We start from the raw sequence: 26263 nt of genomic DNA, 5'->3' as shown, positions 1-26263 counted from the left end.
CACATGCCTGTGTCCGACATCCCTCTCACCGGGGCCCTTTCGCGCCGAAGCGTGCTTCACCGCATGCTCGGAATATCCGCAGGGTTTTGGTGTGGGCTCGGGATGGCGCGGGGACAAGATGCCCCGGCACTCTTTCGCGTCCCCACGCGTGAGCAACAGCTCGCCGCCGTCGGTCCACTGGACAAGCTGCCCCTGGCGGAGCAGCGCGCTTTCGAGATCACGTCCGATTTCCAGACCATTCGCGCGCCGGAGCCCGCAGACTGGCTGGCCCATCACCAGGAACGCCGACAGACTTTTGAGAGCTTCCTTCGCACGCCACACAACCTCCCTTCTTCCGTCGCGAACACCATCTACGTGCTTCCACTTGACGACTTTGAAGAGGGAAAGGGACCGGCGCTGGCAGATTTGCAAGAGTTCGCCGGAGCGTTCTTCGGACTTCCGGTGAAAATGCTCACAGGGATTCCCCTGGCATCCAACTCAGCCATCGAGCGTCGCTCGCGGGGTGAAGATGGGATGCAATACCTCACCACCGATATCCTGAAGGTGATGCTTGGCTACGTTCCGAAGAATGCGTTCTGCGTCATCGGCGTCACCATGGAGGATCTCTATCCCGAGGACTCTTGGAACTTCGTCTTCGGCCAGGCGACTTATGCGAATCGTGTCGGCGTCTTCAGTTTCAAGCGCTACTCGCCCGAATTCAACGGTGAGGAGTGGAACGACGAGACTCGTCGCCGCATGCTGCGCCGCAGTTGCCAGGTGCTCGTGCATGAGACCGGCCACATGTTTGGCATCACCCACTGCGTCTGGTTTGAGTGCATCATGTGCGGCTCGAATCACCTTGGCGAATCGGACTCCCGCCCCATGCATGCGTGTCCCGTCTGCCTGCGCAAGCTGCACTCCAGCGCAAAGTTCGACTTCGCGACCCGCTATCGGAAGCTGCTCGCCTTTTACGAGAAGCATGGCTTCACGGAGGAAGCGGCGTGGGTGAAAAAGCGATTGCAACGGCTCACTGTGCCGTAGTCACAATAACTTCGGCGACACGGGCGCGCGCTCCCAGGCATTGGGACTACCAACTCAAACGTCTCCAGACGCCTCCATAGCCTTCGTCATCTGTGCCTATCGTGATGCTTTTATTGTCCTCAACCACGAGACCTTCGACCTTGAATCCCGACACTTTCCATTTAAGGCAATCACCCTCCAAGATTTTGAGCGGATTTTCATCGTGTTGCTCGATCCTGCCAAGTTGATATACCACTGATTTGAAGGGCCCCAAAGATCCGTGCATGTCACCGGGATCGTTGGCAGCCACAGCGTACAAAGAACCTGCCCGGTCAATTGAGAAGTCCGTGATCTTCCGATTGAAATCATTCGTCTCCGGCGGAAGGCTGACCATCTTGAGGGGAAGATGCTTCAATTGAAGCTCGCCTTGATCACCTCCAAACTCAATGTCCGCCACATGGATGGTGCCGTTGCGATTGCCAAGAAGCAATTGGTAAGCCCCCCGGTGCTTCACACACACCAGCGCTTCGATGTCGGTTGTTTCCGGGGGATAATTCCAGACTTCATTGATGTGAATGGAATCCGCATCCACTTTCCCTCGAAAAACCCTCCCGAACATACCCTTGTAGTATCCACTTTCAGCCATGAGAATTTCGCCTTTTCGTTCAGGAATGGTACAAATGGCCTCGAGGTCACTCGGTAGCTCAGTGCAGTTCTTGAGCGTCATGGGCTTGATTGTGCCGTCCGGTGAGATCTTGCTAACATAGGGCCGCCGTTCAAGATTCGGCTGCTTTACATCGTGCACAGCCAACAGATCTTTCCCGACCAAGGCGAGCCCGCTGATACCATATTCAGCCAGCATACCGCCATGCTTGGCGCCTTCACTTGCAGCATCTCCTGAATCGCCGTTCTTGTATATTGTCGGCAACTCCTCCACGTGGAGTGATGCGAAGTACCCGTAGGTCCGGAGATTGAACTCGCGTTCCTCCGCTGAAAATGAAATGCGTGTAACTAGAAACAGCAGCCCGAAAACGCCCGCCACAACAACCCAGCGTGTAGCCACACGTCTTGCAATCTTTCCTCGTGAATACCTGGAATTGGTCGCCAACCAGTCAAAACACCACCTCCGTGGACATATGTGCTCAAAGGGCTTTGGACTCTCAGTAATACCTATTCTCAACAACTGAATCGTGCCCAAGACGAGGGCCAATAGGAAGAAGATTGCTGAGTAACTGGCAAACGATCGGCTGAAGTCAATGCGGGTCTGTATCTGCTGTAACTCTCCCCGATATCCGTCGTGGTTCATGAGCGTATTCTTCGCCACATAATAGATCTGGGAGGCCAGGCCTTTTCTGGCTTCTTCCATTTCTTCAGAAAGCCTGCTCAAATTCTTTCCAGGATGAGCCTCGAGCTGCTGGGCTAACAGCGATTCATGTTCACCCAAAGCATAGGGAGACAAGCGCCGCGCCGAAGCAAGCTCCTCCACAAGAATCCGAAAGGTCCGGTCTCGCATGTCCTTTTCACTGTCAAATACCCAGTAGTACTGCTTGGACTGCCCATCTGCGTCGGCCAGTCTATTGGAGATATCCTCTCCAAATATTCCGACGACAAGCAAACCAACCGCGGCGCCAATGCTAAGAAGGGTCATCGGCCCGGTCGTCAACTTGGCAACACTGCCTGCAACCTGCGTCAGCAGGCGGGGACAAAAGGTATGGAGGCATAACAGAGCGCCAACACATACGTAGATGCCCACAGCCACGGTGGTCGCAAAATCCTCAAAGCTTAAATATTCCATGAGAGATAGTGGTTGGACTCTGACGACTCGAAGTTCATCGGCCCTGGGACCACGTGTGCTTCAAGCCAAAATTTCTAATGCAGCACTCAAGAAAACCTGACACTGGAACAACGACAAGCTTTTTTCAACCGGAGCATGGAAAGCAAAAACTTTATACGCCCGGCCTCCGAAACTGCAAACCACTTTTGCTGCGCGCGGCGATATCCCATGATGCGACTTCCACGGGAATCCGGTGGCAAAAGAGCTCGCGGTTGCGCCGGCCAGCGTCTCCACCTTTCCCAGCGGTCAGTAGATGGTATTCACTCCCTGTCGCAAACCCGCGACGTAGTCGACGGCTTCTCCGAGGACTTTCTCGAAGTATTCCAAGGGGATGTTTTCCACACGAAAAGCTTCGTCTGGTTCACAGCTTTTCTTCCACACAAAGACCAAGCCCGGCTTGCTGAAAACAGCGTAAAATTCCAGGCCATCAAAAATCTCGGCGGTGCCAAGATGATACCTGTCGCGTCCGTTCCGAAGCAACGAAATTAGCTCTCCGCCGGAGAGTCCTTCAACCGGGGGCTTCCTGGTGTCAGGATTGAGTCGAAGTACAGAGCAAACCAATCCGAAAAAGTGAGCATCTCCCTCGATGCCCAATTTGCTATTTCCTATCCACAGATAGCAGCCACCGTAGGGTCCGAGCGGATGTTGCTGCGGCAAGAATTGCAGCGCAAAACTGCTGGGATCGCCCACCATTCGCTCAGTTTGAGCCGCAGTCATTGGGATGATAGTACGATCATCGCCCAGCCTCGCCAGCGAGAGATGCACCAATAGCTCAGCGCCCCGTTGGAGAGGTCATGCAGCCACCGCACCCGCTTCCTTCGCTTGAGCGGTGGCGTTCTTCACCTCGAACTCGCGGCACCAGCCTTTGATCTCGAGATCGTTGAAGATCTTCCCGATCACACGGCGCAGCAGGCCCTTGAGGTTGGCGTTGTCCACGGCCTGGAGGGAGCGGATGGCCTGCTCCTTGTAGCTCTCCAGCAGGAGCATGGCCTTTTCATGCGCGGTGCTGGACTGGGCCCAGTCGCGGATGGTGGCCTTGTCCGGCATGGTGGGGAGTTCACCGTTCCAGAGCTTCTCCATCGTCTCCTTGATCTCGCCCTTGCCGCGTTCGCGGAGGAGGGCAAGGACGATGCTCGGGCGCATGGCGGCGATGTTGTCCGCCACGGAGTCGTCGCCGAGGTCATCGAGGTCGTCGTGAATCTGATACGCGATGCCGAGGGCCTCGCTGTAGTCATGCAATGCGTCGGCAGTGTCATCCAGCTTGCCTGCCAGCGCGGCGCCGATTTTCAAAGCTACCTCAAAGGCAGGAGCGGTCTTGCTGCGGAAGATTTCCAGCACCTGGGCACTGGTGAGGGCCACGGGATTGTTGTTCCAGAGGAGTTCGGCGCCCTGGCCGCGGCAGAGTTCGCGCTGGCCTTCGGCGGCCACCTTGATCATGGCGCTGCGGAGGGAGCCGGAAACGTTGTTGTCCACCAGCAGGCGGTAGCCTTCACCGATGAGGAGGTCGCCCACGTTCAGCGCAACGGGCATGCCGTGCTCGGCGTGGAGGGTGGCCTCGCCGTAGCGTTGGGCGTCGTTGTCCTCGATGTCGTCATGCACCAGCGAGGCCTTGTGGAAGCACTCTACCGCGATGGCTGCCTTCTTGAGCGCATCGCTCAGCGGGCCTTCGGAGTCGTCGCGCAGGGCCTGATGAGCCGCCACGGTGAGGAAGGGACGCCAGCGGTTGCCGGCGCGGGCGAGCCAGTCGCGGGCGATTTCCTCGGTCTTGTCTGCAGGCTTGCCGAGAAGGGCGTCGAGGGATTCACGGGTGAACCAGCCGCGCACTTCTTCATGCAGCGCATTGAGGTTCAAGCGGCGGGTCTTGTCATCACTGGTGAGGTGGATGTAGTCCCACACCCAGTCGATATCCACCGTGGTGTCGATGCAGTCATCCTGAAGGAGCGGCACGGCCACAGCGGGAATGGCGGCGGCCTCCACATACGGGAAGGTGCGCTCGAGCACCGGCAGGCAGGAAATGCCGACGATCGCCTCGATCTTGCCCGTCTGGATGAGGCTCATGACGATGGCCGAGCCTTCTGCCACGAGGACGGCATAGCCGAGCTTCTCCGCCTCATTCTGGAAATCCTGGATGGTGCAAAGACCGCACTGCTTGCAGAGCAGACCGAATTCATCAAAGGGCGCCGGGCACTTGCTCTCCACGCGGAGGCACTTTGGCATCAGCAGGAGGCGGCGCTCGTAGGGGATGGTGGCCAGTGTTTCGCGCCAGGCTTCGTTCCCCAGCAGCACGCCGATGTAATCAATCCACACCGGGTTGAAGTTGTGCTCCGCGATGAGGGTCTCCGCATGCACGCGCAGTTCCTCCAGCGGCATGGGCGGCACGAGGGTGTGCGTTTCTACATAGGCACGCACCTTGGCCAGCACATTATCGCGCTCGATCTTGGTCTGCGGCAGGGTCTTTTTCGGCTGGCGAAACCTCCGCACCGTCAGGGGAATGGACGGCGGAAGCTGGGCAGAACGAACGGCGACGGTGGACATGCTAGGGGATCTACGAACCTCAGATTCAGTCCGCAATCAGGAAAATCGCGGAATGTGAGAAATCACAAACGCTGGGCAACGGTCAAAGTCTTGCAGAAAAGCGAGCGGTACGACAACCAAATACCATCAGGGAGGCTGCAACAACCCAGTTCACAAAACCGGCACGCCCCCGCTTGCAATTTCCCACTAAGTCATGTCTAGGGCCGTGCGTTCCATTTTACCGTATCTCACCAGTTTCCATGAACAAACTTTTGCTCACCGCCCTGGCCCTCGCTCCGGCCAGCTTCACGCCTGCTGCTGACTTCGCTTCCCAAGTCGTTCCCGTACTGAAACAGCACTGCTACAAGTGCCACTCCGAGGCAGAGAAGAAGGAGAAGGGCAAGCTGGTGCTCGACAACCTGACGCGTCTTGGCGAAAAGGTCGGCGCGGGAAAGATTATTGTACCGGGTGATGCGGACAAAAGCAGCTTCTTCACTTGCCTGACATCACCGGCCGATGACACCGACCACATGCCCCCCGAGAAGATGATGCCGGACAAGGACATCGACGTCATCAAGAGCTGGATCGCCGCAGGCGCGAGCTTCACCAAGGGCGGCGCCGCCCCCGCCGCAGCCACCACGACACCTGCTGCTCCCGCCGCCCCTGCGCCAGCCGCAGCCGATGCCCCCATGGCCACCTGGACTAGCGCGGATGGCCGCACCATCCAGGCCAAGAAACTCCGACTCGAAGGTGACAATGTAGTGCTCCAGCGCGCCGATGGCGTGATCTTCAACGTGCCACTTTCGAAGCTCTCCCCGGAAAGCCAGACCGCGGCGAAGGCACCCTGATTCTGATTTCCTCTTCCCTGCTCCATCAGCAGCAAAAAGACGGGCCTGACACTACCGGTGTCAGGCCCGCTTTTTTTAGCAACTACAACTCAGCACATTTGGCACAAAACTGCATGGAACCGCCGACTGGGTCAGAGACCCGGCAGGTGGCGAACCTCGAATCCCGGAAACTTCCTCGCGGTGGGACGCCATTTGGGGCCATCGCCACGGTTGGATCCATAGTCACTGGTATCAAACCGAAGTCCGCAGATGGACACGAACACGTGATCCCCGCTGACATACAGGTTCAGCCAACGCCCCGGACCGGGCCTGCCAATCCTGCGAAACTCGCTGGAGGTCATGGGGCCGCGAATCAGGCCCGCCTTGAAAAGGATATAAGAAACAGAACCGGAGCAGTCATAGCCCCGGTCATGGAGCTGCCGATGACCGCCGCCCCACTTGTAGGGTTTGCCCTGCAGCTCATTCGCGGCAGTCACCGCGCGATAGATCGCAGGCGGTACCCCGGCGGGGGCTGCGGCGTACTTCCCGTTGTAATGCAGGTACTGCGGATACCCGTAAGCCATGGAGGTCGGCCGGTAAACTCGCGATGCCGCGGAGGTGCTCATGAACTGCTGGCCCTGCGCAGAGATTTCGCCGCCTATGGCCATGAAAATCAGCCCGATGCCCCATGCAAGGCAGATCGTTTTTTTGAAACTTTGGCTGATATTCATGCTCCGGAGCATTACCGGCTCCTATTATTATAAAATTTATCCGATAATCTGGAAATCTTGAGGCTAAATTGCTCTTTATTTTTTGGTGTGATACCCTCGTGCACGTAGGTGCTCCCCGATCCACGAGCCGCCAAGTCGGTCGGGGATGACGCTCCAGACGAAGAGACTGCACCGTTCACTTCGTCGGGCTTGCGCAGTTGCCAATTCGTGCCATCCTTCGCGCCCCTTTCGCTTCCTCCTCGCGCATGGCACTCATTGTCCAGAAATACGGCGGCACTTCAGTCGGCACGCCTGAACGCATCAAGAACGTCGCACGCCGTGTCCTCGAGACACAGCAGGCAGGCAACCAAGTCGTTGCGGTCGTCTCCGCCATGTCTGGCGTGACGGATAATCTCCTGCGGCTCGCCCACGAGGTCTCTTCCCCTGCCCATCCTCCGACTGAGCGCGAAATCGACGTACTGCTGGCCACGGGCGAGCAGCAGACGATTGCCCTCACGGCCATGGCCATCAATGCCCTCGGTGGCAAGGCTGTTTCCCTCACCGGAGCGCAGGCGGGCATCCAGACGGATGGCGTGCATACGAAGGCCCGCATCGCCGACATTACTCCGACCGAAGTCCATGAAATGCTGGATGAAGGTCACATCGTGATCCTCGCCGGCTTCCAGGGCCAGACGCGCGATGGCCTCATCACCACGCTGGGCCGTGGTGGTTCGGACCTTACCGCTATCGCCATGGCAGCCGCCATCAAGGCGGACCTCTGCCAGATCTTCACGGATGTGGATGGTGTCTACACCTGCGACCCTCGTGTGGTTCCCGTGGCCCAGAAGATCGACACCATCAGCTATGACGAGATGCTGGAGATGGCGAGCAGCGGCAGCAAGGTCATGCAGAGCCGCTCGGTCGAGTTCGCGAAAAAGTTTGGAGTCCGCTTTGAAGTCCGCAACAGTATGAACAACAACCCCGGCACCCTGGTGAAAGAAGAAGAACCCGGCATGGAGTCCGTCGTCGTGCGCGGCGTGAGCATCGAGCGCAACCAGGCGAAGATCACCATTGATGACGTGCCCGACCGTCCCGGCATCGCTTCACGCATCTTCGGCGCCATCAATAAGGCGAACATCGTGGTGGACATGATCGTGCAGAACGTGAGCTGGGAAGCCGAGACGGACATCAGCTTCACCTGCAGCGCCGCCGACCTTCCGAAGGCCGAGGCCGAACTCCGCAAGGTGCTCGCCGAGCTCGGACCGCACGCCAGCTTCCGCAGCCAGTCCGGCATCGCCAAACTCAGCATCGTGGGCATCGGCATGCGCAGCCACAGTGGTGTGGCCGCCCGCATGTTCGGCGCACTCTCCGAAGCTGGTATCAACATCCAGATGATCTCCACCAGCGAGATCAAGACCGCCGTCACGGTGAACGAAACCGAGATCGAGCAAGCCGCCAAGGTCGTGCACACGGCGTTTGGGCTGGACAAGGAGTAGGCCAGCGACACCGCAGCCATCGTATTATCATCCATCAAGAAGGGCGGGGTCTCACGACTCCGCCCTCTTCATTTTTTGACTTCTGGCACAAGTCACGGAAGGCCGCCATGTCACGGCTTGGCTGGTTTCAGTAATGTCTCGGCAAAAGCCCTGCCCATCAGCGCGAACGTCTTGGCACATCCGAGGTAGTGGTACCCGGCATTCGAAGCACCCCGATTCCAGAGTGCCACTTCAGCCGGTGAGATCAGCCTGGCTTCATACTCCTTCACGTACTCGCGCTTCTGCTCTTCGGTCATGTTGCCTTCAGCGTTGGCGTGGTCTTTGTGCTTTGAGTCCAGGTAGTATCGCATCTGGCGGACCTGGTCCTTCTTGTCCGCAATGGCGCCAAGTTCCATCGACCAGAACGGAGCCGTCGGTACGGCAAACACGTTTCCCTGAAACTCCGGCAGTGCAGCGGGAGCTGCCATCGCTTCGCGAAAAGCGGCGACATGCTCGTTCGGTGCCGTGCCGCCCACGCCCATGACCCCGATGACAAAGGGCAGGCGTGGAGCCTGGAGATCCTTGCGCACGTCACGAATAAAATCCGCCAGCCAGCGGCTGTAGTCGGCGTAGCGAGGTGTCTTGTCGTCCTTCTTCGGAAGCGGGTAGACGTCGCGATTCACCATGTCATTCCAACCCTGCAACCAGACAAAGCCAGCCAGTTCAAACCCCTGTGTCTCGTCGTACGCAGGGCAGACGCGTTTGATGTCAGCGAGCACCTTTCGCACATGAGCCACCATAAGCCGGTAGTAGTGCCCGCTCTGCGCCTCGGGATTCTCCCCCTTTTCAAGGTCCCTCGCCGTGCGCTGGTAAACGCCCGCACTCGGTGGCCGAAAGTCGTAGTAGAGCGACTTCCCTCCCCAGGCAGTCTTGATGAGGAGAATGGGCTCATCGAGCGCCACGTCGAGCGTGAGGCCGAAGGTGAACTCTGGCCCAATCTTGCCTCCATCTTGGTCCGGCTTCTGCCGTGAGCCGTAGCCTGCAGTGAGCTTGCCGAATCCCTCGCCATTTGCCTCCCCCGTGCCGGTGAAGTAGGAGATCCAGACATTTTCACACACAGTCGGTTTGCCATCCGCTCCACGCATCTGCTTGAGCAAGGGGGCCGTCGCGGGGTCGTCGCCGATGTAGTCAAAGGTCTCGACCTTGGCGTGACCTTCCATATTGGACTGCCCCGCGAGGATGTAGATCTTGAGTGGCTTCTTCACGGGAACCGCAGTAGCTGGGGAAACCAACATCGCCAGTGAGGCCAGGACGAAGCCCAACTGTATCGCAGCGCTTGAGAAGAGCGATTTCATGAGTGGATGCTGATTCATCAGCGCCTGCATCAAAGACCCAAGAGAACCACATCTTACATCGCTCCTTAAACAAAAAGAGGGCGGAGTCTCGCGACTCCGCCCTCTCTCTTTTCAAACCTCTCAATCCGGCAGTGGATCAATCTTCTGGCAATGGACGGTCCTTCGTTTCCGGCAGGAACATCAAGGCAACGAGGCCGAGAAGGAAAATCAGACTCATCCACGTACCGGCATTGCGGAAGGCTGCCAGTTCTGCAGCTGCTTCTGCTGCTTTGCGCGCCCCCTCCTCAGGAATTGCAGGCAGAGCGGCCTTCGCAGTCTTCGCGAGGTTGGAAGCAAGGACGCCGAGGGTAATGGGACCACTGGCAGCGATAAATCGGCCCACATTGTAGCAAAAACTGGTTCCTGTACTGCGCAAACGCGTGGGGAACAGTTCGGGCAGGTAGATCGCGAAACCAGCAAAGATCGAGAGCTGGCAGAAGCCCATCACGAAACTCATCCAGATGTCCGTGGTGGTCTTGAAGAACTGGTAGAACATGACCGTTGAGGCCATGGCTGCCAGGAAGGCCACGACAAAGACGGGCTTGCGACCGAATCGGGATGCCGCCTTGGTAAACATGATCATTCCGAAGAACGCACCGATGTTCTGCACAATGAGATTGGCAGCGGCCCACCACTGTTTGCCGGCCTGGATTTCCGCTGGTGAAAGATTTTGCGCCGCGAGAGCCTGCGCGATGGCCGGAGCCGTGAGCTTATTGCTGAAGAAGCCAATGCCCCAGAGACCAATCACCGCAGATACGCACAGCAGCATGCCAAACAGCGCCGGCTTGCGCCACCGGGCATCGCCGAAGAGGCTCGCGTACGAGCCCATGGACTTCGATTTGTCAGTTTGACTCAGCGCCTTCGCGGCAACCCATTTTTCGGGCTCCTTCAGACGAATCATGATGAAGATGCAAAGGAAGGCCGGTGCAGCTCCAATCCAAAAGAGATATTTCCAAGATACATTGGGATCCATGCCTGATACTGCCATGGCAAAGAGACCCGCAGTCACATTGCCTACCGCAGAGAGTGCCTGGAGCGTGCCCAGCGCCTTCGCACGGGCCGCGTCCGGAAGCGAGTCTGCCACCAAGGCCACCGCAAGGCCGAACACGCCCCCCACTCCAAGACCCGTGAGCGCACGGTAGATCATGAAGTGGGTTGAATCTGCTGCCAGCGAAGACAGACCGGTGAAGACGGAGTAAATGAGCACCGTTATCGCCAGGGTCTTTGCACGACCAATGCGGTCACCGACCGCGCCAAAAATCAATCCACCCGTAGCCCACCCTGCCACGAAAACCGCCATGGCCATGCCGCTCAGCTTCGCCTGGTCGCCCGTCGGATCGAGCGCTTTGAGCGCATTATCGCGCGCCAGAATGAAAAGCTGCTGGTCGAGGCAGTCCAAGCACCAGGCCGCAGAAGCAACGAAGAAGACAAACCAATGGTAGCCGTTTAGATGCTTCCACCAGGGAAGGGTGAGGTTGGGAGTGGACGGATTCTGGCTCATGGGCGCGGAGTGTGGCAAGAGCCTTACGGGCTGACAAGGCAGAAGTTGCCCCGTGGTCGCGCATTTCTTCAGGGTCCGAAGATTTCTTAGGCATGGCTAATTCTCCCGTGTTGCCGGTGCCAGAGATGCGGGGTGATCCCAAGTTGCGCCGACCTCTCCCGCCCGTTGCCCAGACACCCTGTTCCTTCCAAAAAAGACTGCCCCACGCTGCCCTCCCACCCTGCGAGATGGGGACAACGTGGGGCACAGGTTCCGCCCACCAAGACGGATTGTTTGGCCGGGTGCGCTAGCGCATCAGAGCTAGAACTTCACACCAACCCGGACGCCGAACTCACGCGGGGCTCCCGGAGCTCCCGTGCGCACGTCGGTGTTCATGTTGGTGTAGTACTCCTCCTCGGTCAGATTCGTGGCATAGAAGGCGACGCTCCAGTTTTTGGCGCGCCAGCCCACTGCGGCATTGAGCAGGCAAAAGCTGTCCTGCTGGAATTCTTCGCGGTTGAAGTCGTCGAACTTGGTATTTCGCAGATGGCCATCACATAGGTTTGTGGTCGACGTTTCCTAATATGCTTTAATGCGCATGTACGAATTATTAGCAGGAACCTTGCAACTGACAATGGAAAAAGCGCCACCTACTGAGGTCGGGGCGCAAATCGACGTCGGCCGGCTGCTTCGTTCTCTTTGGATGGCCGCAAAAGAACGCAAAGAACACAAAAGTTTGCTTCGGAGGTCTGTCGTGCGAAGTCGCGAGTGTCACCTGCGGAGAGGAACTCCAAAGTTTCCCCCCACTGACCACGCCCCGCAGGCCGCCTCTTTTTTGCATTCTCTGCGTTCTTTTGCGGCCATTCCGACCCGACTTTCCCACCCCCAAATCCGTGTCGATTCCGTCACCCCTTTGCACGGAAGTTGCGATTTTTCGAATCTCCTCTAGGTTGCCTGCCCCCTTTCCCATCCCCATGACGCCCGACAAGATCCGCAATCTCGCCATTATCGCCCACGTTGACCACGGCAAAACGACCCTGGTCGACCAACTCCTGCGTGCCAGCGGCAACTTCCGGGAAAACCAGCAAATCGCCGAACGCGCCATGGACTCCATGGACCTGGAGCGTGAAAAGGGCATCACCATCAAGGCCAAAAACACCTCGGTGCACTACAATGACCACATCATCAACATTGTAGACACCCCTGGCCACGCAGACTTCGGTGGGGAAGTGGAGCGCGTGATGAAGATGGTGGACGGGGTGATGCTGGTGGTGGACGCCTATGAAGGCCCTCAGGCCCAGACCCGTTTCGTGCTGAAGAAGGCGCTCCAGCAGGGCCTGAAGCCCATTGTGCTCATCAACAAGATGGACCGCCCGAACGTGGAACCCGGGAAGGTGCATGACAAGGTCCTCGAACTTTTCCTCGAACTGGACGCCACGGAAGACCAGTTCAACGCCCCCTTCGTCTATGGAAGCGCCCGCGCCGGCTGGGTGAGCGACTCCGCTGAAGGTGAGCACAAGGAAATGAGCTTCCTCCTGGACAAGATTCAGGAGCACATCCCCGCTCCCAAGGCGGAACTCGACGGCCCCTTTGAGATGCTGGTGAGCAACATCGACTGGGACAACTTCGTCGGCCGTGTGGCCATCGGCAAGGTGACCCGTGGCAAGGTGAAGATGGGCGACCGCGTCTTCCTGCTCGGCAAGAATCCTGGCGATCCCGCCAAGGCCATCAAGGTGACCAAGGTGTTCCAGTACACCACTCTCGCTGTAAGTGACACGGTGGAAGGCACCGCAGGTGACATCGTGGGCATTTCCGGATTTGAAGACGTGGACATCGGCCAGACCGTCGGCGGCACTGCTGATGTCGTGGCCCTTCCCTTCGTGGCCATCGACCCGCCCACGATTGTGATGCAGTTCGCGGTGAATGACGGCCCCCTGGCCGGCCGCGAAGGCGACCACGTCACCTCCCGCAAGATTCGTGAGCGTCTGGACCGCGAACAGAAGATGAACGTGACCATCAGCGTCGCAGACACCGACCTCGCTGGTATCTTCAACGTGAGCGCTCGTGGAGCGATGCAGATCGCCGTGCTTGTGGAGCAGATGCGCCGCGAAGGTTTCGAAGTGCTCGTGTCCCGCCCCATGGTCATCACGAAGCGCATCAATGATGAACTTTGTGAGCCGTTCGAAACGCTCTACGTGGACGTGCCGGATGACTACCTGGGCGGCGTGATGAAGAGCATCTCCGAGCGCAAGGGCCAGATCGAAGACATGTCCGCCCACAATGGACGCACGAGCATCACCGCCTGTGCACCTACGCGTGGTCTCATCGGATTCGAGTTCGAACTCATGAACCTCTCCAGCGGTCATGGCATCCACTCGCACCTCTTCCGCGAGTACGCCCCACACGCCGGCGTCATGCAGACCCGCAGCACCGGCACGCTGGTGAGCACGGAGTCTGGTGAAGCCACCGGCTACGCGCTGGATACCATCCAGGTGCGCGGCAAGCTCTTCATCGGCGCAGGCGAGCCTGTGTATGATGGCATGCTGGTCGGTGAGAATCCCCGTACCGATGACCTTCCCGTGAACCCCACCCGCTCCAAGCAGCTCACGAACTTCCGTGCGGCCGGCTCGGACAAGGGCATCCAGCTCACGCCTCCGGTTCGCTTCAGCCTGGAGCGCGCCATTGAGTACATCGCCCCCGATGAGCTCGTGGAAGCCACGCCGAAGAGCATCCGCCTGCGCAAGCGCACGCTGGACTCCAACCAGCGCAACAAGGAGAAGAAGCGCCTGGAAGCCGAGCTGGAAGCAGTGTAAGACCGCGAGGAGGCACTTCCCCACGGAACGGCCTCCTTCGCATGCTTCATCTCCTCAAACGCCATCCCTGGCGCGTTCAGGCCCATTTCGACTGGTCGCTGGCACTGGTGTTTGCCCTGCCAGTGGAGAAGCTGCGCCCCCTCCTGCCCCCAGGGCTGGAGCCTGATACCTATGGCGAGTGGGGCTTCGTGGCCGCTGCGTTCGTACAGACGCGACGGCTGCGGCCTTCTTGGGCTCCCTCATGGATGGCGCAGGATTTTTTTCTCGCGGGCTACCGGATTTTTGTGCGGTCGACTTTACCCGATGGCCGGAGACGGCGCGGGCTTTACATCCTGGGGAGCGACACCGATAGCCGTCGCATGGTACGCCTCGGCACCGTGCTGACTCACTATGGGTACCGCCTGCGGATCGTGAACATGGTGAAGACGGACGAGCAGCTCTCGCTTGAGGTACGACAGCCTGCCGGGCAGGTGGAAGTTTCCCTGCAGGCCTCGCTGACGCCAGCGACCTCGCCACCTCCTGACTCACCCTTTCCAGATCTCGTTACAGCCCGCCGGTTCGCGGGCCCGATGCCGTTCACCTTTTCACACGAACCGGAAACGAACTCCCTGGTCGTCGTGGAAGGCGCGAGGCAACACTGGATACCGCGGCCCGTGTCTGTGCAGGTGCAGCACCTTGCTTTCTTCCAACGCGAGCCCTTCGCCTCCCAAGGGCTGCCACTGCTGGCCAATGCCTTTTATGTGGAGGACGTGGATTACCAGTGGGCCCGCGGCGTGGTGACACCGATCACCCCCAGCAATGCAAACGCGTGAATACCCCGGGCACCAATGCATCTGATTCGCCGGGATTTGCAGGCATGCTGCAAATTGTCAGGTTCAATCCGTGGCCATATGTCGCCAGTGTAAGCGGCATCATTCTCGGGACTGTCGTGCTCTCCACCTGCATGCACGCGTGGCCGTGGTGGCTGCAGGCTCTTGGAATGCTTGCGCTCGGTGCCTGTGGGTGGCTGACTGTTGGCTCGCTGTTGGTCTCTCACCTCATCTACGACCGCTCAGACTGGCCTCGTGGGCAATGGCTGCAGCGTGCGCTGCTCCAACCCAATCCCGAACAGATGCTGAATGTGCATGCTGGATTCGATGAAACCACCGTGCGGCTGCGGCGCTGGCTTCCAGGCGCAAAGATCACTGCCCTTGATTTATTCGACCCCAAGGTAAACACGGAATGCAGCCTGCTGAGAGCACGCGCGTCTTTGCCGACACCTCCAGGCACGCTCGTTGGAAGCCTCGATGCGTGGTCAGTGTCATCGCGTTCGCAGGATGTGGTGTGCCTCCTGCTCGCCGCACATGAGTTTCGGAAATCCCACGAAAGGCGTCGCTTGCTGGAGCAGGCTCGCAGCACACTGCGGATCAGCCCCTCTGCCTGCATTGTGCTGGCTGAGCACGCACGGGATGCTGCAAACTTCCTCGCCTTTGGCCCCGGCTTCCTGCATTTCCATTCCCCTGCGACGTGGCAGCGTGACTGGGAGGCGGCGGGTCTGCAATCCGTGCGAGCCTTTCGCGTGACGCCCTTCCTCCGGGTGTGGATACTCCAACCCGCCAGCACCCAGTCATGAGTTCTCCATCCTTCTCCCGTCCGGTCATGTTTCTGTGGAGACTCTCAATTGCCTCCGTATGGGTGTATCAGGGTCTATGGCACAAGGTGATTGCCCTGGATGGACGGCATCGCGAAATCATGAAGCAGGCCCTGGGCACGACCTACGGTGGTGCGGCCTGTGTGGCCCTGGGCCTCTTCGAATGCCTGCTTGGCCTTGCGGTGCTGTTGAACATTCGTCCCATGCCAGTGGCCTGGATTCAGATTGGACTACTCGCCGGCATGAACAGTGCAGGTTTGCTCACGGCGGCAAAAGACATCCCTGATCCCGGAGCGATGCTGACGATGAACTTCGCCTTTGCCATGGCGATCTGGACCCAGGGAAAGGTCTCCCAACAACGGCTTCATGAGTGACGCCTGGTCATCCGCACAGTTAAAAGGCGCAGCATTATCGAAGGGTCCGGCGCTGCTCTTCGGATTCATGCATGAAGATCCGGCCCCCGAAATCGCGCTCTTGCAGCCCGGTCATCGCGTGGCCTGCGTGCTCTCCGCAGGGGACATGGCCTTCTCCCTTCTCAAGTCGGGCGCTTGTCACGTAACTGCCGCTGATGTGAACCCAGCACAGCACGCCCTCGCTCGCATGAAACTCGCTCTTCATGCCCAGGGATGGTCGTTGTCCGATGCGGCGCTGTCCGATGTCACGCAGGCACTGCGAAATGCTGGCCATGAAGCCTGGGTGCGTGACGGGGATCGTGACCTGCTGGGCGCAGCCAAATATATGTCCCGCCCTCTTCTGGCGGCTGGGGATATCGACCTGCGACTCAGAATCCTCGCGCGATGGATCGCGCCCTGGGTCCTTCCACCGGCCACGGATGAACGGCGGTTTGGTCGCCTGCGCTGGCGGGCTCCGTGGTATCTGCTTGGCACCGCCATCCGCATGGTGTTCCCCCGGGATCTTCGCCTGCATCTTCCTGCCGATCTTGGCGCACGGGTGAAGCAGCGCATGGAGAGCCGCCTTGCCGCCTCTGATGCGGCGGACAATCCATGGCTGCAACGCCTGCTCCAGCCTCAACCATGGACACAGCCGGAAGTGTTGAAGACATCATGGCCGGCACAAAAATCTCCTATCGAGTCTGACGTGCTTTGCCTCCACGAGGGACCGCTAGACGCTTCATCCGCACCACTGCCTTTTCACCTGATTTCGGCTTCGAACATTTTCGACGCCAGTTCCCCAGACACTCTGCGCGACTTTTTGATGCACCTGCAGCCCTGCACGACAGCTGGCAGCCTGGTGGTGGTACGTTCTCTTTTCCGTGATGCAGGAGAATGGGCCGCCCCTCCCGCGGGTTGGGAGGTTGATCGCGAACAAACATCCCAAGCGCAAGCCCTCGACCAGGCACCTCTTTGCCGGGTCTCAGTCGTCATGAAACGCGTCGCGTGAGTCTCGGCATTTTTTATGTGAGCCGTATCCGGGAATCAGCCGTATGGCTCTGCATGGCACACGTTCCTGGTCTCCGCAGTCCCTATGATATGGTTGGTGGCATCGTCCATTTTGGCCGCATGCTGGATAAGATTCGCCTTCACGCCGCAGGGAACCTCCCCGCGGACTACGCGGAACAACTCGGCGATCAAGGTGGCACCTTCGACGGGCGCTGCGCCCGCTTCTTGAAAGTGAACTACGACGCGCTCCGGGAGAAAACACTCGCCGGTGGAAGCGATGAGGAAATTCTCGAATGGGCCTTCGCCAATGGTCGCAAGCCCAATGAAGAAGAGATCCTGATTTGGAATGCTTTCATGACGAAGCGGGGCTGGCGTGATGAGGCTCATGAGCGCCTCGTGTTCCGCCTCAATGAGGCTGGCTTCGGCACCGACTGCGGTGTGGAAACCATGTTTGACTTCATCGACAAGGATGAAGAGCGCCCGGCGAGGAAGGTGTAGCGGTTCGGGCGTTTTAAGCGTTGTCGGCTCATCCCAAAAATGGGGGCAGGAGTGCCCCCAATTCTTGGAATACGCTGCATTCGCCGAGGCACATGCTCAAGGAGCGGCTGCTTTAGCTGCCGTTGTAACTCGCGCCCGAAGCGCGAGAAGCGGGCGACTAAAGTCGCCCCTCCTTGGGGGCATCTTCTGCGTAGCGTTCCCAAGGGGCGCCAGCGCCACAAGGATCGGGGACACTCTTGTCCCTCAGTGCCCGTCTCCTGATATGAAGCAGGCAGGCGATGTTTTGGGTATTACAAAGCCCTCATCCCCATGCGTCCTGCACGATTCAGGACGCACACCTCCCTTCGCGAAGTTTTCCCACAAAAACTTTCGCCCCCATGTCCTGCCATCGCGGGCCTGTTCGTCACCTCATTGAAACCACGCTTCTCCCCGGAAGCCCATGAGGAACCCGCACACGCAGGCCATGAACACCACTTCCCACACTCTCTCTTCACCGCAGCAGGATCCCCTGCTCGCAGAGCATCAAGTTGTCTCCCGCGAAGCCTGGACCGAGGCCCGCAAGGAACTGCTCCAGAAGGAAAAGGAGCACACCCGCCGCTATGATGCCCTCTGCGCCCAGCGCCGCGCGCTCCCCTGGGTGCGCATGGACAAGAGCTACACGTTCGAAGGTTCCAATGGACCTGAGTCCTTGAACGAACTGTTCGACGGCCGCAGCCAGCTCATCATCCAGCACTTCATGATGGGTCCTGGTTGGAAGGAAGGCTGCACCGGGTGCTCCTTCATCGCGGACCACATCGACTGCGCGCGGCAGCATCTGGAGCCACATGATGTCACGGTCGTGGCGGTATCACGCGCCACCTATCCGGAGATCGCCGCCTTCAAGAAACGCATGGGCTGGCAGTTCAAGTGGGTCTCCTCCTACGGCAGCGATTTCAACTACGACTTCAACGTTTCCTTCTCGCCCAAACAAATCGCCGAGGGCCGCGCCTTCTACAACTATGCGTGGTCAGACACCGAGGAAGAGGAATCACCCGGTATCAGTGTCTTCTACAAGGATGCGGACAATACGGTATATCACACCTACTCCACCTTCAGCCGTGGGCAGGAGCAGCTTGTCGGAGCCTACAACTTCCTCGATTTCACTCCCAAAGGCCGCAACGAGAACGGCCCCCATCTCAATCTCATGGATTGGGTGAAGCACCACGACAAGTACCAGCCTTCGGGCGCGAGCTCTGGGGGCTGCTGCTGCCATCAAAAACAAAATCAAAAGCAAAACTCAACCGGGGAGGAATCCGCGTCATGAATGCCAGCGTCTCCACCTGCTGCTGCCGTGCGGCTTCTGCTCCTTCCGGTCAGCACGATCGCGCCATCCATCGCACGCCTCGTCGAGTGAATCTCACCGGCTGGCTCCTCCCAAGCGCCCTGCTTGTACTGATGCCGAAGTGCCCCGCGTGCATGGCGGCATACATCGCCATGGCCACCGGGCTCGGCATCTCACTGCCCGCTGCTGCCAATGTGAGGTTCATGCTCATCACCCTGTGCATCGCCTCGCTGTCATGGCTCACGGTTCGCACGCTGCATCGTTTGTACCAGAGCCGCGCCAGGGTGCGCTCATGACGTGAGGCAATGCAGCCATGCGCGGCATGTCGGTACGCGGCGCGATTCAGGAACTGGGAAAACAGGCCCTCGATTCTCCAACTCCAAACAGGAACATCCCATGATCGCGGAACCACCACCCTCCATCGACAACGAAGCGGAACTCAAAGAACTCACCCACCTCTGGGCGGAGGCCATACACACGAAGAATCTTGCCACGCTGCAGAGATTCTATGCGCCCGATGTGGTGCTGTATGACGCAGCGCCGCCCCTGGTCACGGAGGGCGTCATGACCTTTGCGCGGAACATTGCGGAATGGTTCGGCTCCTGGCCAGGCCCCATCGGACTGGAATTGAAAGAGCTCCAGGTGCACGTGTCCGGCGATGTTGCCTTCAGCCACAGCCTGAATCATCTCACTGGCAAGCGTACTGGCGAAAGTGACACGGATGTCTGGATGCGCATGACTCTTGGCTGGCGGAAGATCGATGGCTCGTGGCTCATCGTCCATGAGCACAGCTCTGTCCCCTTCCACATGAAGCCTCCCTACAAGGCCGCGCTCCATCTGAAGCCCTAGCTTGCCCTCCTGGAGCCAAAGAAACTCTCACATCAAAGTGTTTGTCGCCGGTCGATTGCTCCGGCTATCATTCGCACTCGTCCCTCACCCACCCCTGCCACCGCCATGAGTGTTAACGCGACTCCCTCCGCCTTGCCTGAGTACCTCCTGCTTCTCCGCGGTACGCAGCTCGATCAACGACTGCCTTTGCATGAAATGCAGGAGGCCATGGGCAAATTCACCGAGTGGGTGTCCAGCCTCGCGCTCGCGGGTAAACTCAAGCTCGCCCAGCCGCTCAGCCACGATGGCAAGATTGTGGGCAACAAGGAGCGCACGGTTTCGGACGGTCCCTTTGCCGAATCCAAGGAAGCAGTGGGTGGCTATCTGCTGCTCACGGTGGAGACCATAGAGGAAGCCATCGACATCGCGAAGAACTGCCCGTTGATTGATTGGGGGTCCTCCGTGGAAGTGCGTCCGGTCATCCAGCAGTGCCCCACCATGCAGATCGTGGGCCAGCGCCTGGCGAATGCCGCCACGCTTTCCCAGGTCTCATAACACCCGCGCCGCGTGAGCGACTCCACGGCCATGCCCGATCCGGCGGTGAAGCACGATGTGCCCCGCCTCACCGAGCACCTCTTCCGCCATGAAGCGGGGCGGCTCGTGGCCATGCTCACAGGCATCTTCGGCATCAATCGCCTGCAACTCGCGGAGGACGTGGTGCAGGAGGCGATGGCTCGCGCCCTGCAGGTGTGGCCCTACTACGGCATCCCGCAGAATCCCACCGCGTGGCTCATGCAGACCGCGCGCAATCTTGCTCTGGATGTGGTGCGGCGGGAGAAGTCCTTCGGTGACAAGGAGGAGAAAATCGTCCTCCACATGGAGCAGTCCACCTCCACTCCAAATGATGCCGAAGGCCCCATGTTCGAGGATGAAATCAAGGTGCACCGACTGCGCCTGATGTTTGCCTGCTGCCACCCGGAGATTCCGCAGGAGTCGCAGATTGCGCTCGCGTTAAAAACGCTGTGCGGTTTCACACCGATTGAAATCGCGAAGGCCTTCCTCACGACGGAAGCAGCGACGGCCAAGCGGCTCACCCGTGCCCGCCAGCGCATCCAGGAGATGGGGATTCCGTTTGAGATTCCCAGCGGTCCGGAACTTCCTCCGCGTCTGGAGGGAGTACTGCACATCCTGTACCTGCTCTTCAACGAAGGTTATAAAGCATCCAGCGGCGATAACCTGGTGCGCGAGGAACTGTGCCAGGAAGCCATCCAGCTTGCCACGCAGCTTGCGGAGCATCCCGTGGCGGACCAACCGCGCACGCATGCCTTGATTGCGCTCATGCTCTTGAATGCCGCACGCTTCTCCACAAGGGTGGATGGCGATGGCAACATGCTCCGGCTACGGGATCAAAATCGCGCGGCATGGAATCGTGAACACATCGCGCGCGGCATGCTCCACCTTGCAAAGGCCAGCACGGGTGAAGCCATCAGCGAATACCACCTGCAGGCCGGCATCGCCGCATGCCATACGATGGCGCCCAACTATGAGGTCACCGACTGGCGCAGCATCCTTTCCCTCTATGATCGTTGGATGGAGCTCACACCTTCTCCCGTGGTCGCGCTGAACCGCGCCGTGGCCGTGGCCCAGGTGGAAGGCGCCAAGGCTGGCATCGCCGCCGTGGAATCCATGCGGCATCGCGATCACCTGGAGTCCTACCATCTGGTGTATGCCGTGCTGGGCGATTTCGAATCGCAGCTTGGCAACAAACGCGCTGCGGCCATTCATTTCCGAAAAGCTTTGCGCCTCACGGATGTGACTTCGGAGCAGTCCTTCCTGGAAGCAAGACTTCGCGAGTGCGGAGACACGGGTGGATCTGCGCACGCGCCAAGGTCACGAGGATGATCTTGCGGTACATCTTCTTGGTAAGCTCTTTGTAAAGAGCACCTCCGTCATTGAGCGCGGGCGAGCAAAGCACTGTCGTACAGTCGCACACCTCTCCCATGTCCCGCCGAGCCAAGCGTTTCGTCATTGCCCTCTTTCTCGTTCTGCTGGCCGTCCCGGTAATCTACCTCGTCCTGTCTTGGCGACCGGCAGACCCACTGGAGTTTCAGGCCACTGCTTTCTGGCCGAACCCACCCTCGGAAGGAGCATCCACTGAAAACAAGAATGCGCAGGGGACCATTGATGTGCTGATCGCAAACAAGGGAAGCTTCCCCATCCGATTCTACCACGGCTATCTTGAACCGGTTGACGAACCGAAATCTTCTTCGGTGATACTCCAGCACGCCGCGCCCATTGAAGATCCCTACATCACCATTCCGCCGGGCAAGTTCATCCGCGCGAGGTCCGGCACATGGGATTCACTCGGTCACCCAGATGGCGGCATTCGCTCACCCGGCATCAAAGTTCGCTACTACTGGCTCTCCGCACCGCGAGCCTATGTCGATGACTGGCTCGAGTGGTGGTACTACAAGCGCAACTCCGCCTCCCTGCGCTTTCCAGCATTTCACGAAGGACACGCGCTTCTTATTCCGCCACCAGATAGCGCGACAGTGGAACCGTGAATCCTACTTTTCCAGCCATCCCCGCCAGCAAGCATGGTCACCGCTGGTGGCTCCTGTGCTAAGCCCAAGCCCACCACAGAAGCGGCGCTGGCTGTCGTAGAACTCAAGGCATACCACCTCGTCCGTGCCTTTGGCATTCGTGTGGCACACGGCCCAGCATTCCCATGCACTGCCGCAGCAGCGGCGCAGGGTGAATTGGGTGCACTCTCCGAAAAACGTCTGTCCGCATCCACATTGATTCCAGTGTTTCGGCCGGAAGGCCATGGGCACGTAGCTCACACCATTGCGCACCGCGCCGCCGAGAGCCACCCCTCGCATGACCATGTCTTCCATGGCACGCAGCACCATGTCTTTTGATACCTGCCATGCGTGCTGACCACCGGCCAGTGCCAGGGCATCACGACGCAAAAGTCCTGGCACTCCAGGAAAATGGGAATCCGGCAGTGTGCGGGATAGGCCGGACCAGAGTGGATGCACCATGTCGGCCGTGAACCCGGAGAGCACCGCACCTTCTTCATCACGCTCTTCGAAAGGCACGGCATTGCGAGTCGGCACAACCATCGCGTTGGCTTTGTCATTATCGTTGCCTTTGCCACCCAGCAGACGTTGCCTGGAACTTCCTTCTTCACGGGCACGGCCATGGATGCTGATGAGTGCTTCGAAGTAGTCGAGGTCCGACCAATTCGTGAGCATCAACTTCAAACCGCCTTCGCCAGAGGCATCGAAGAATTGCAGACTCGCCACCTGCTGGTCCTCCACTTCCTGGACCACGGCCATGACGGACTTCAGAGATGCAAGACGCACCTCCGCGCCGCTGCTGGGCTCCACGAATTCACCGGTATGAGACACCCATTGAAATGAGGGACGCTCCCAGGTGTCCGCAGTCGAGAGCGGTCCGGACTGCGCACTGGCCAGCACCACACCGAGGTGCTCGATGCGACGGAAGAGCGACTGCAGATGGCCGCCCAAACGCACCGCGGTGGACCAGCCGTCATCCGCCTCAAACCAGAGATGCGGTGCGAGGCTCTTCAGATCGAAGGTGCCCTGCTTGAAACTGTAAGCGATGCGTGGCAGCGGCCCTTCGAGACGGGAATCCATATGCGCAGATGAGATGCAAGTGATGGGAATGATGCGACGCACTAGGCAGCAGCCACCGTGCGGCGCTCCGCAAGGACGGCGAAGACACCCTTCTTCCACTCATCAAACGGCGCATCGTAGTCCGTGTCCGCGAGCACGATGGGATGGATACGCTGCGCACCCTGGGTCTCCAAGGCCGCATCGAAGTCGATGCCGCACTTGCAGAATTGATCATACCCTGTGTCCCCGAGCGCGAGCACGGCGAACTGCGCATGGCCGAGATCCATGCCTCCCTTCTTCACCACAGCGTGGTAGAAATCTTCTGCGCCATCTGGCGGTTCGCCGTCGCCATAGGTGCTGGTGATGATGAGCACGGTCTCATGATCCTTCAGCATCATCGGGTCGGCATCTGCCATGTTTTCTGAGATGACCTCCAGCCCCTTCTCGCGCAGTTCCTTGGCGGTCTTGTCCGCGCAGTATTCCGAGTTGCCGGTGACGGAGCCGTAGATGATGAGGATGGAGGATTTCATGGGGGTGAAAGTTGAAGAAGCCGGAATCGAATGCGCGCATGTCTAGCGATCCGGACCTGTATTGCAACTGATTCTCAATATCGACCCGCAGCAGCAAGCGTGGGCTCAAAGAGTGCTCACCCTATGTTAACCCCCTCGGACTGAGACATCTTCGCGAGACGCCCTTCGATGGCAATTTTCGTCCTGTCCTCAATCTCAGGCTATCAACCATCAACCGAAGACCATCAACCTTTCCCCTCCATTGACACTTTCTTAACACCCTTGGGCCAGCCTTTGATTCGCTGGAAACACCCTTGAGGAAGACGGTGGGCTCATGACAACCCACCCAAAACACAGCCGGGAGGTGAGCCATGAGTGACCTCCTCTATCTCGGCATTGCCGTCGCCTTTTTCGTCATCAGCGGCCTCTACCTCCGCTTCTGCGAAAAGCTCTAACCCCCTGACCTGACCGCCATGGAAACCATCCTCGTCGGGCTCATCGCCCTCCTTCTTTTTCTCTATCTCTTCGTGGCCATGATCCGCCCGGAGAAGTTCTGACCTTTGCTTTCCCCTCCCATGAACGCCTCTGACTGGCTGCAGTTCGCCCTTTTCATCGGACTGCTGGCCCTCATCACCAAACCTCTCGGTATCTATCTCACCCGCGTGCTGGATCCACATGGCCGCACTTGGCTCGATCCCATCCTCCGTCCCGTGGAGCGCCTCACGCACCGCCTCATGGGCGTGCAGCCGGAAGCGGAGCAGGACTGGAAACGCTACACCTTCGCCATGCTGCTCTTTAGCATCGTGGGACTGGTGTTCACGTATGCCATCCTCCGCCTGCAGGACGTGCTGCCGCTCAATCCGCAGGGGCTTCCTGCGCTGGGTCACGCTCTGGCCTTCAACACGGCGGTGAGCTTCACCACGAACACCAACTGGCAGAGCTATGGCGGTGAAGCGACCATGTCCTACCTCTCGCAGATGGTCGCCCTGACCATCCACAACTTCACCTCGGCAGCAACGGGCATTGCCATTGCCGCGGCACTCGTGCGTGGCATCTCCCGCCAATCTGCGAAGACACTCGGCAACTTCTGGGTCGACCTCGTGCGTGTCACCTATTACCTGCTTCTGCCCATCTGCACCGTGTTCGCCATTTTCCTGGTGTCGCAGGGCATGATTCAGAACTTCAAGCCGTATGACAAGGCGAAGCTCGTGGAGCCGGTGAGCATCACCGTGGAGAAGAAAGACGACGCCGGTAACACCATCACCGGTGTGGATGGCCAGCCCGCCTCGGAGAAGCAGGTGATCGAAGAACAAACCATCGTGCAGGGCCCCATGGCCTCGCAGATCGCCATCAAGATGCTCGGTACGAATGGCGGTGGCTATGTGAATGCGAACGCCGCGCACCCTTTCGAAAATCCCACACCGATCTCGAACTTCGTGCAGATGCTGTCCATCTTCGCGATTGGCAGTGGGCTCACCTACTACCTCGGTCGCATGACCGGAAACCAGGCACACGGCTGGTCGGTGTGGACCGCCATGATGGTGCTCTTTGTCGGTGGTGTGCTTGTCTGCTGGTGGGCTGAGGCACAGGGCAATCCCATTCACCAGGGACTCGGCATCGTCGCTGCGGATGGCAACATGGAGGGCAAGGAGGTGCGCTTCGGCATCTTCAATTCCTCACTCTTCGCCACTGTCACCACGGCAGCCTCCTGTGGTGCGGTGAATGCGATGCATGACTCCTTCACAGCCATCGGTGGGTTGGTCCCCTTGTTCATGATGGAACTGGGTGAAGTGGTCATCGGTGGTGTGGGCGCCGGTCTGTACGGCATGCTGGTCTTCGTGGTGCTCGCAGTCTTCATCGCAGGCCTCATGGTAGGCCGCACGCCCGAGTACCTGGGCAAGAAGATCCAGGCCTATGAGGTGAAGATGGCCATGATCACCCTGCTGGTGCTCACGCTTTCCATCTTGTGCTTCACCGCATGGGCATCCGTGAGTGATTGGGGTCTGGCTGGGCTGAACAACGCAGGTCCGCATGGCTTCAGCGAAATTCTCTACGCCTACAGCTCTGCGACCGCTAATAACGGCAGCGCCTTCGGTGGCCTCACCGCGACACCAGCGAATGGTGACCCGCACTACAACATCACGCTGGGCCTTGCGATGCTTGTCGGCCGCTTCTTCATGATTGTGCCCATCATGGCCATCGCCGGCTCGCTGGTGCAGAAGAAAATCTCGCCTCCCAGCGCAGGCACCTTCCCGGTGTCAGGTGGCATGTTTGTGGTCCTGCTCATCGGCACCGTCCTTCTCATTGGCGCGCTGAACTTCCTGCCCGCCCTCGCTCTCGGCCCCATTGTTGAGCACTTCCTCACGGCTCAAGGCACGCTGTTTTGATGG

The 26263-nt window shown here is 59.1% G+C and carries 25 protein-coding genes; 16 read left to right on the top strand and 9 right to left on the bottom strand.

The window, feature by feature from the left end:
- Positions 1-102: 102 nt before the first annotated feature.
- Complete coding sequence (locus G5S37_RS03835; RefSeq protein WP_165201010.1) at positions 103-1020, top strand: archaemetzincin; 918 nt, start codon at positions 103-105, stop codon at positions 1018-1020.
- 46 nt (positions 1021-1066) lie between these two features.
- On the opposite strand, the gene G5S37_RS03830 is transcribed toward G5S37_RS03835, so the two are convergent.
- The 3 genes from G5S37_RS03830 to G5S37_RS03820 all read right to left on the bottom strand — a co-directional run bounded on the left by G5S37_RS03830 (position 1067) and on the right by G5S37_RS03820 (position 5368).
- Positions 1067-2794, bottom strand: a complete 1728-nt coding sequence (locus tag G5S37_RS03830; RefSeq protein ID WP_165201008.1) for a hypothetical protein — start codon at positions 2792-2794, stop codon at positions 1067-1069.
- Between the two features lie 285 nt (positions 2795-3079).
- Positions 3080-3598 carry a hypothetical protein gene (locus G5S37_RS03825; protein ID WP_165201006.1) on the bottom strand — a complete coding sequence of 173 codons (519 nt, stop codon included), beginning with the start codon at positions 3596-3598 and terminating at the stop codon, positions 3080-3082.
- Between the two features lie 27 nt (positions 3599-3625).
- On the bottom strand, positions 3626-5368 hold the full coding sequence (locus G5S37_RS03820) for a polyprenyl synthetase family protein (protein ID WP_165201004.1): 1743 nt from the start codon (positions 5366-5368) through the stop codon (positions 3626-3628).
- A gap of 239 nt (positions 5369-5607) precedes the next feature.
- Between G5S37_RS03820 and G5S37_RS03815 the strand changes: the two genes are divergently transcribed.
- On the top strand, positions 5608-6195 hold the full coding sequence (locus tag G5S37_RS03815; RefSeq protein WP_165201002.1) for a c-type cytochrome domain-containing protein: 588 nt from the start codon (positions 5608-5610) through the stop codon (positions 6193-6195).
- 131 nt (positions 6196-6326) lie between these two features.
- Here G5S37_RS03815 and G5S37_RS03810 read toward each other — a convergent pair whose 3' ends face one another.
- On the bottom strand, positions 6327-6905 hold the full coding sequence (locus G5S37_RS03810) for an NlpC/P60 family protein (protein ID WP_240914795.1): 579 nt from the start codon (positions 6903-6905) through the stop codon (positions 6327-6329).
- Between the two features lie 245 nt (positions 6906-7150).
- Between G5S37_RS03810 and G5S37_RS03805 the strand changes: the two genes are divergently transcribed.
- Entirely contained in the window at positions 7151-8380 is a 1230-nt protein-coding gene (locus G5S37_RS03805; protein ID WP_165201000.1) for an aspartate kinase, read from the top strand.
- Positions 8381-8490: 110 nt separating this feature from the next.
- Here the strand turns inward: G5S37_RS03805 and G5S37_RS03800 are convergent, their stop codons facing one another.
- The 3 genes from G5S37_RS03800 to G5S37_RS03790 form a co-directional block, all read right to left on the bottom strand.
- Positions 8491-9654: a sialate O-acetylesterase gene (locus G5S37_RS03800; RefSeq protein ID WP_165211329.1), complete on the bottom strand. Its 1164-nt coding sequence runs from the start codon at positions 9652-9654 to the stop codon at positions 8491-8493.
- A gap of 196 nt (positions 9655-9850) precedes the next feature.
- On the bottom strand, positions 9851-11254 hold the full coding sequence (locus tag G5S37_RS03795) for an MFS transporter (protein WP_165200998.1): 1404 nt from the start codon (positions 11252-11254) through the stop codon (positions 9851-9853).
- Between the two features lie 300 nt (positions 11255-11554).
- Positions 11555-11704 carry a hypothetical protein gene (locus G5S37_RS03790; RefSeq protein WP_240914793.1) on the bottom strand — a complete coding sequence of 50 codons (150 nt, stop codon included), beginning with the start codon at positions 11702-11704 and terminating at the stop codon, positions 11555-11557.
- Between the two features lie 503 nt (positions 11705-12207).
- Between G5S37_RS03790 and typA the strand changes: the two genes are divergently transcribed.
- The 12 genes from typA to G5S37_RS03730 all read left to right on the top strand — a co-directional run bounded on the left by typA (position 12208) and on the right by G5S37_RS03730 (position 22287).
- Entirely contained in the window at positions 12208-14046 is a 1839-nt protein-coding gene (gene typA / locus G5S37_RS03785; protein WP_165200996.1) for a translational GTPase TypA, read from the top strand.
- Positions 14047-14087: 41 nt separating this feature from the next.
- Positions 14088-14858 (top strand): DUF2071 domain-containing protein, encoded by a 771-nt coding sequence (locus G5S37_RS03780; protein ID WP_165200994.1) that lies wholly within the window; start codon positions 14088-14090, stop codon positions 14856-14858.
- A gap of 44 nt (positions 14859-14902) precedes the next feature.
- Positions 14903-15658 carry a class I SAM-dependent methyltransferase gene (locus G5S37_RS03775; RefSeq protein ID WP_165200992.1) on the top strand — a complete coding sequence of 252 codons (756 nt, stop codon included), beginning with the start codon at positions 14903-14905 and terminating at the stop codon, positions 15656-15658.
- Positions 15655-16050, top strand: coding sequence for a DoxX-like family protein (locus tag G5S37_RS03770; RefSeq protein WP_165200990.1), 396 nt, complete (start codon positions 15655-15657; stop codon positions 16048-16050). Before G5S37_RS03775 ends, G5S37_RS03770 begins: the two co-directional genes overlap by 4 nt.
- Positions 16043-17077, top strand: coding sequence for a DUF3419 family protein (locus G5S37_RS03765; RefSeq protein WP_276617021.1), 1035 nt, complete (start codon positions 16043-16045; stop codon positions 17075-17077). The genes G5S37_RS03770 and G5S37_RS03765 overlap by 8 nt, the downstream gene beginning before the upstream one ends.
- Before the next feature lie 53 nt (positions 17078-17130).
- Entirely contained in the window at positions 17131-17574 is a 444-nt protein-coding gene (locus tag G5S37_RS03760) for a DUF5069 domain-containing protein (protein ID WP_165200986.1), read from the top strand.
- Positions 17575-18037: 463 nt separating this feature from the next.
- On the top strand, positions 18038-18877 hold the full coding sequence (locus G5S37_RS03755; protein WP_165200984.1) for a thioredoxin family protein: 840 nt from the start codon (positions 18038-18040) through the stop codon (positions 18875-18877).
- A complete protein-coding gene (locus G5S37_RS03750; RefSeq protein ID WP_165200982.1) occupies positions 18874-19191 on the top strand; it encodes a hypothetical protein in 318 nt (105 codons plus the stop codon). Before G5S37_RS03755 ends, G5S37_RS03750 begins: the two co-directional genes overlap by 4 nt.
- A gap of 100 nt (positions 19192-19291) precedes the next feature.
- Positions 19292-19744 carry a nuclear transport factor 2 family protein gene (locus tag G5S37_RS03745; protein WP_165200980.1) on the top strand — a complete coding sequence of 151 codons (453 nt, stop codon included), beginning with the start codon at positions 19292-19294 and terminating at the stop codon, positions 19742-19744.
- A gap of 105 nt (positions 19745-19849) precedes the next feature.
- Complete coding sequence (locus tag G5S37_RS03740) at positions 19850-20278, top strand: YciI family protein (RefSeq protein WP_165200978.1); 429 nt, start codon at positions 19850-19852, stop codon at positions 20276-20278.
- A 12-nt stretch (positions 20279-20290) separates the two neighbouring features.
- Positions 20291-21625, top strand: coding sequence for a sigma-70 family RNA polymerase sigma factor (locus G5S37_RS03735; RefSeq protein WP_240914792.1), 1335 nt, complete (start codon positions 20291-20293; stop codon positions 21623-21625).
- Positions 21626-21723: 98 nt separating this feature from the next.
- Positions 21724-22287: a hypothetical protein gene (locus G5S37_RS03730; protein WP_165200976.1), complete on the top strand. Its 564-nt coding sequence runs from the start codon at positions 21724-21726 to the stop codon at positions 22285-22287.
- Positions 22288-22290: 3 nt separating this feature from the next.
- On the opposite strand, the gene G5S37_RS03725 is transcribed toward G5S37_RS03730, so the two are convergent.
- On the bottom strand, positions 22291-23385 hold the full coding sequence (locus G5S37_RS03725) for a ChuX/HutX family heme-like substrate-binding protein (protein ID WP_165200974.1): 1095 nt from the start codon (positions 23383-23385) through the stop codon (positions 22291-22293).
- Positions 23386-23426: 41 nt separating this feature from the next.
- Positions 23427-23894: a flavodoxin domain-containing protein gene (locus G5S37_RS03720; RefSeq protein ID WP_165200972.1), complete on the bottom strand. Its 468-nt coding sequence runs from the start codon at positions 23892-23894 to the stop codon at positions 23427-23429.
- A gap of 554 nt (positions 23895-24448) precedes the next feature.
- Between G5S37_RS03720 and kdpA the strand changes: the two genes are divergently transcribed.
- Positions 24449-26260 carry a potassium-transporting ATPase subunit KdpA gene (kdpA, locus tag G5S37_RS03710; protein ID WP_165200970.1) on the top strand — a complete coding sequence of 604 codons (1812 nt, stop codon included), beginning with the start codon at positions 24449-24451 and terminating at the stop codon, positions 26258-26260.
- The last annotated feature ends 3 nt before the right edge of the window (positions 26261-26263 follow it).

The sequence above is a fragment of the Roseimicrobium sp. ORNL1 genome (assembly GCF_011044495.1).
Classification (GTDB): domain Bacteria; phylum Verrucomicrobiota; class Verrucomicrobiia; order Verrucomicrobiales; family Verrucomicrobiaceae; genus Roseimicrobium.
This window is presented reverse-complemented; position numbering and strand designations above follow the sequence as displayed.

Coding starts and splice junctions, on each gene's coding strand:
- G5S37_RS03835 (WP_165201010.1), top strand. CDS start 103: ATGGCGCGGGGACAAGATGCCCCGGCACTCTTTCGCGTCCCCACGCGT.
- G5S37_RS03830 (WP_165201008.1), bottom strand. CDS start 2,794: ATGGAATATTTAAGCTTTGAGGATTTTGCGACCACCGTGGCTGTGGGC.
- G5S37_RS03820 (WP_165201004.1), bottom strand. CDS start 5,368: ATGTCCACCGTCGCCGTTCGTTCTGCCCAGCTTCCGCCGTCCATTCCC.
- G5S37_RS03815 (WP_165201002.1), top strand. CDS start 5,608: ATGAACAAACTTTTGCTCACCGCCCTGGCCCTCGCTCCGGCCAGCTTC.
- G5S37_RS03810 (WP_240914795.1), bottom strand. CDS start 6,905: ATGAATATCAGCCAAAGTTTCAAAAAAACGATCTGCCTTGCATGGGGC.
- G5S37_RS03805 (WP_165201000.1), top strand. CDS start 7,151: ATGGCACTCATTGTCCAGAAATACGGCGGCACTTCAGTCGGCACGCCT.
- G5S37_RS03800 (WP_165211329.1), bottom strand. CDS start 9,654: ATGTTGGTTTCCCCAGCTACTGCGGTTCCCGTGAAGAAGCCACTCAAG.
- G5S37_RS03795 (WP_165200998.1), bottom strand. CDS start 11,254: ATGAGCCAGAATCCGTCCACTCCCAACCTCACCCTTCCCTGGTGGAAG.
- typA (WP_165200996.1), top strand. CDS start 12,208: ATGACGCCCGACAAGATCCGCAATCTCGCCATTATCGCCCACGTTGAC.
- G5S37_RS03780 (WP_165200994.1), top strand. CDS start 14,088: ATGCTTCATCTCCTCAAACGCCATCCCTGGCGCGTTCAGGCCCATTTC.
- G5S37_RS03775 (WP_165200992.1), top strand. CDS start 14,903: ATGCTGCAAATTGTCAGGTTCAATCCGTGGCCATATGTCGCCAGTGTA.
- G5S37_RS03770 (WP_165200990.1), top strand. CDS start 15,655: ATGAGTTCTCCATCCTTCTCCCGTCCGGTCATGTTTCTGTGGAGACTC.
- G5S37_RS03765 (WP_276617021.1), top strand. CDS start 16,043: ATGAGTGACGCCTGGTCATCCGCACAGTTAAAAGGCGCAGCATTATCG.
- G5S37_RS03760 (WP_165200986.1), top strand. CDS start 17,131: ATGGCACACGTTCCTGGTCTCCGCAGTCCCTATGATATGGTTGGTGGC.
- G5S37_RS03755 (WP_165200984.1), top strand. CDS start 18,038: ATGAACACCACTTCCCACACTCTCTCTTCACCGCAGCAGGATCCCCTG.
- G5S37_RS03750 (WP_165200982.1), top strand. CDS start 18,874: ATGAATGCCAGCGTCTCCACCTGCTGCTGCCGTGCGGCTTCTGCTCCT.
- G5S37_RS03745 (WP_165200980.1), top strand. CDS start 19,292: ATGATCGCGGAACCACCACCCTCCATCGACAACGAAGCGGAACTCAAA.
- G5S37_RS03740 (WP_165200978.1), top strand. CDS start 19,850: ATGAGTGTTAACGCGACTCCCTCCGCCTTGCCTGAGTACCTCCTGCTT.
- G5S37_RS03730 (WP_165200976.1), top strand. CDS start 21,724: ATGTCCCGCCGAGCCAAGCGTTTCGTCATTGCCCTCTTTCTCGTTCTG.
- G5S37_RS03725 (WP_165200974.1), bottom strand. CDS start 23,385: ATGGATTCCCGTCTCGAAGGGCCGCTGCCACGCATCGCTTACAGTTTC.
- G5S37_RS03720 (WP_165200972.1), bottom strand. CDS start 23,894: ATGAAATCCTCCATCCTCATCATCTACGGCTCCGTCACCGGCAACTCG.
- kdpA (WP_165200970.1), top strand. CDS start 24,449: ATGAACGCCTCTGACTGGCTGCAGTTCGCCCTTTTCATCGGACTGCTG.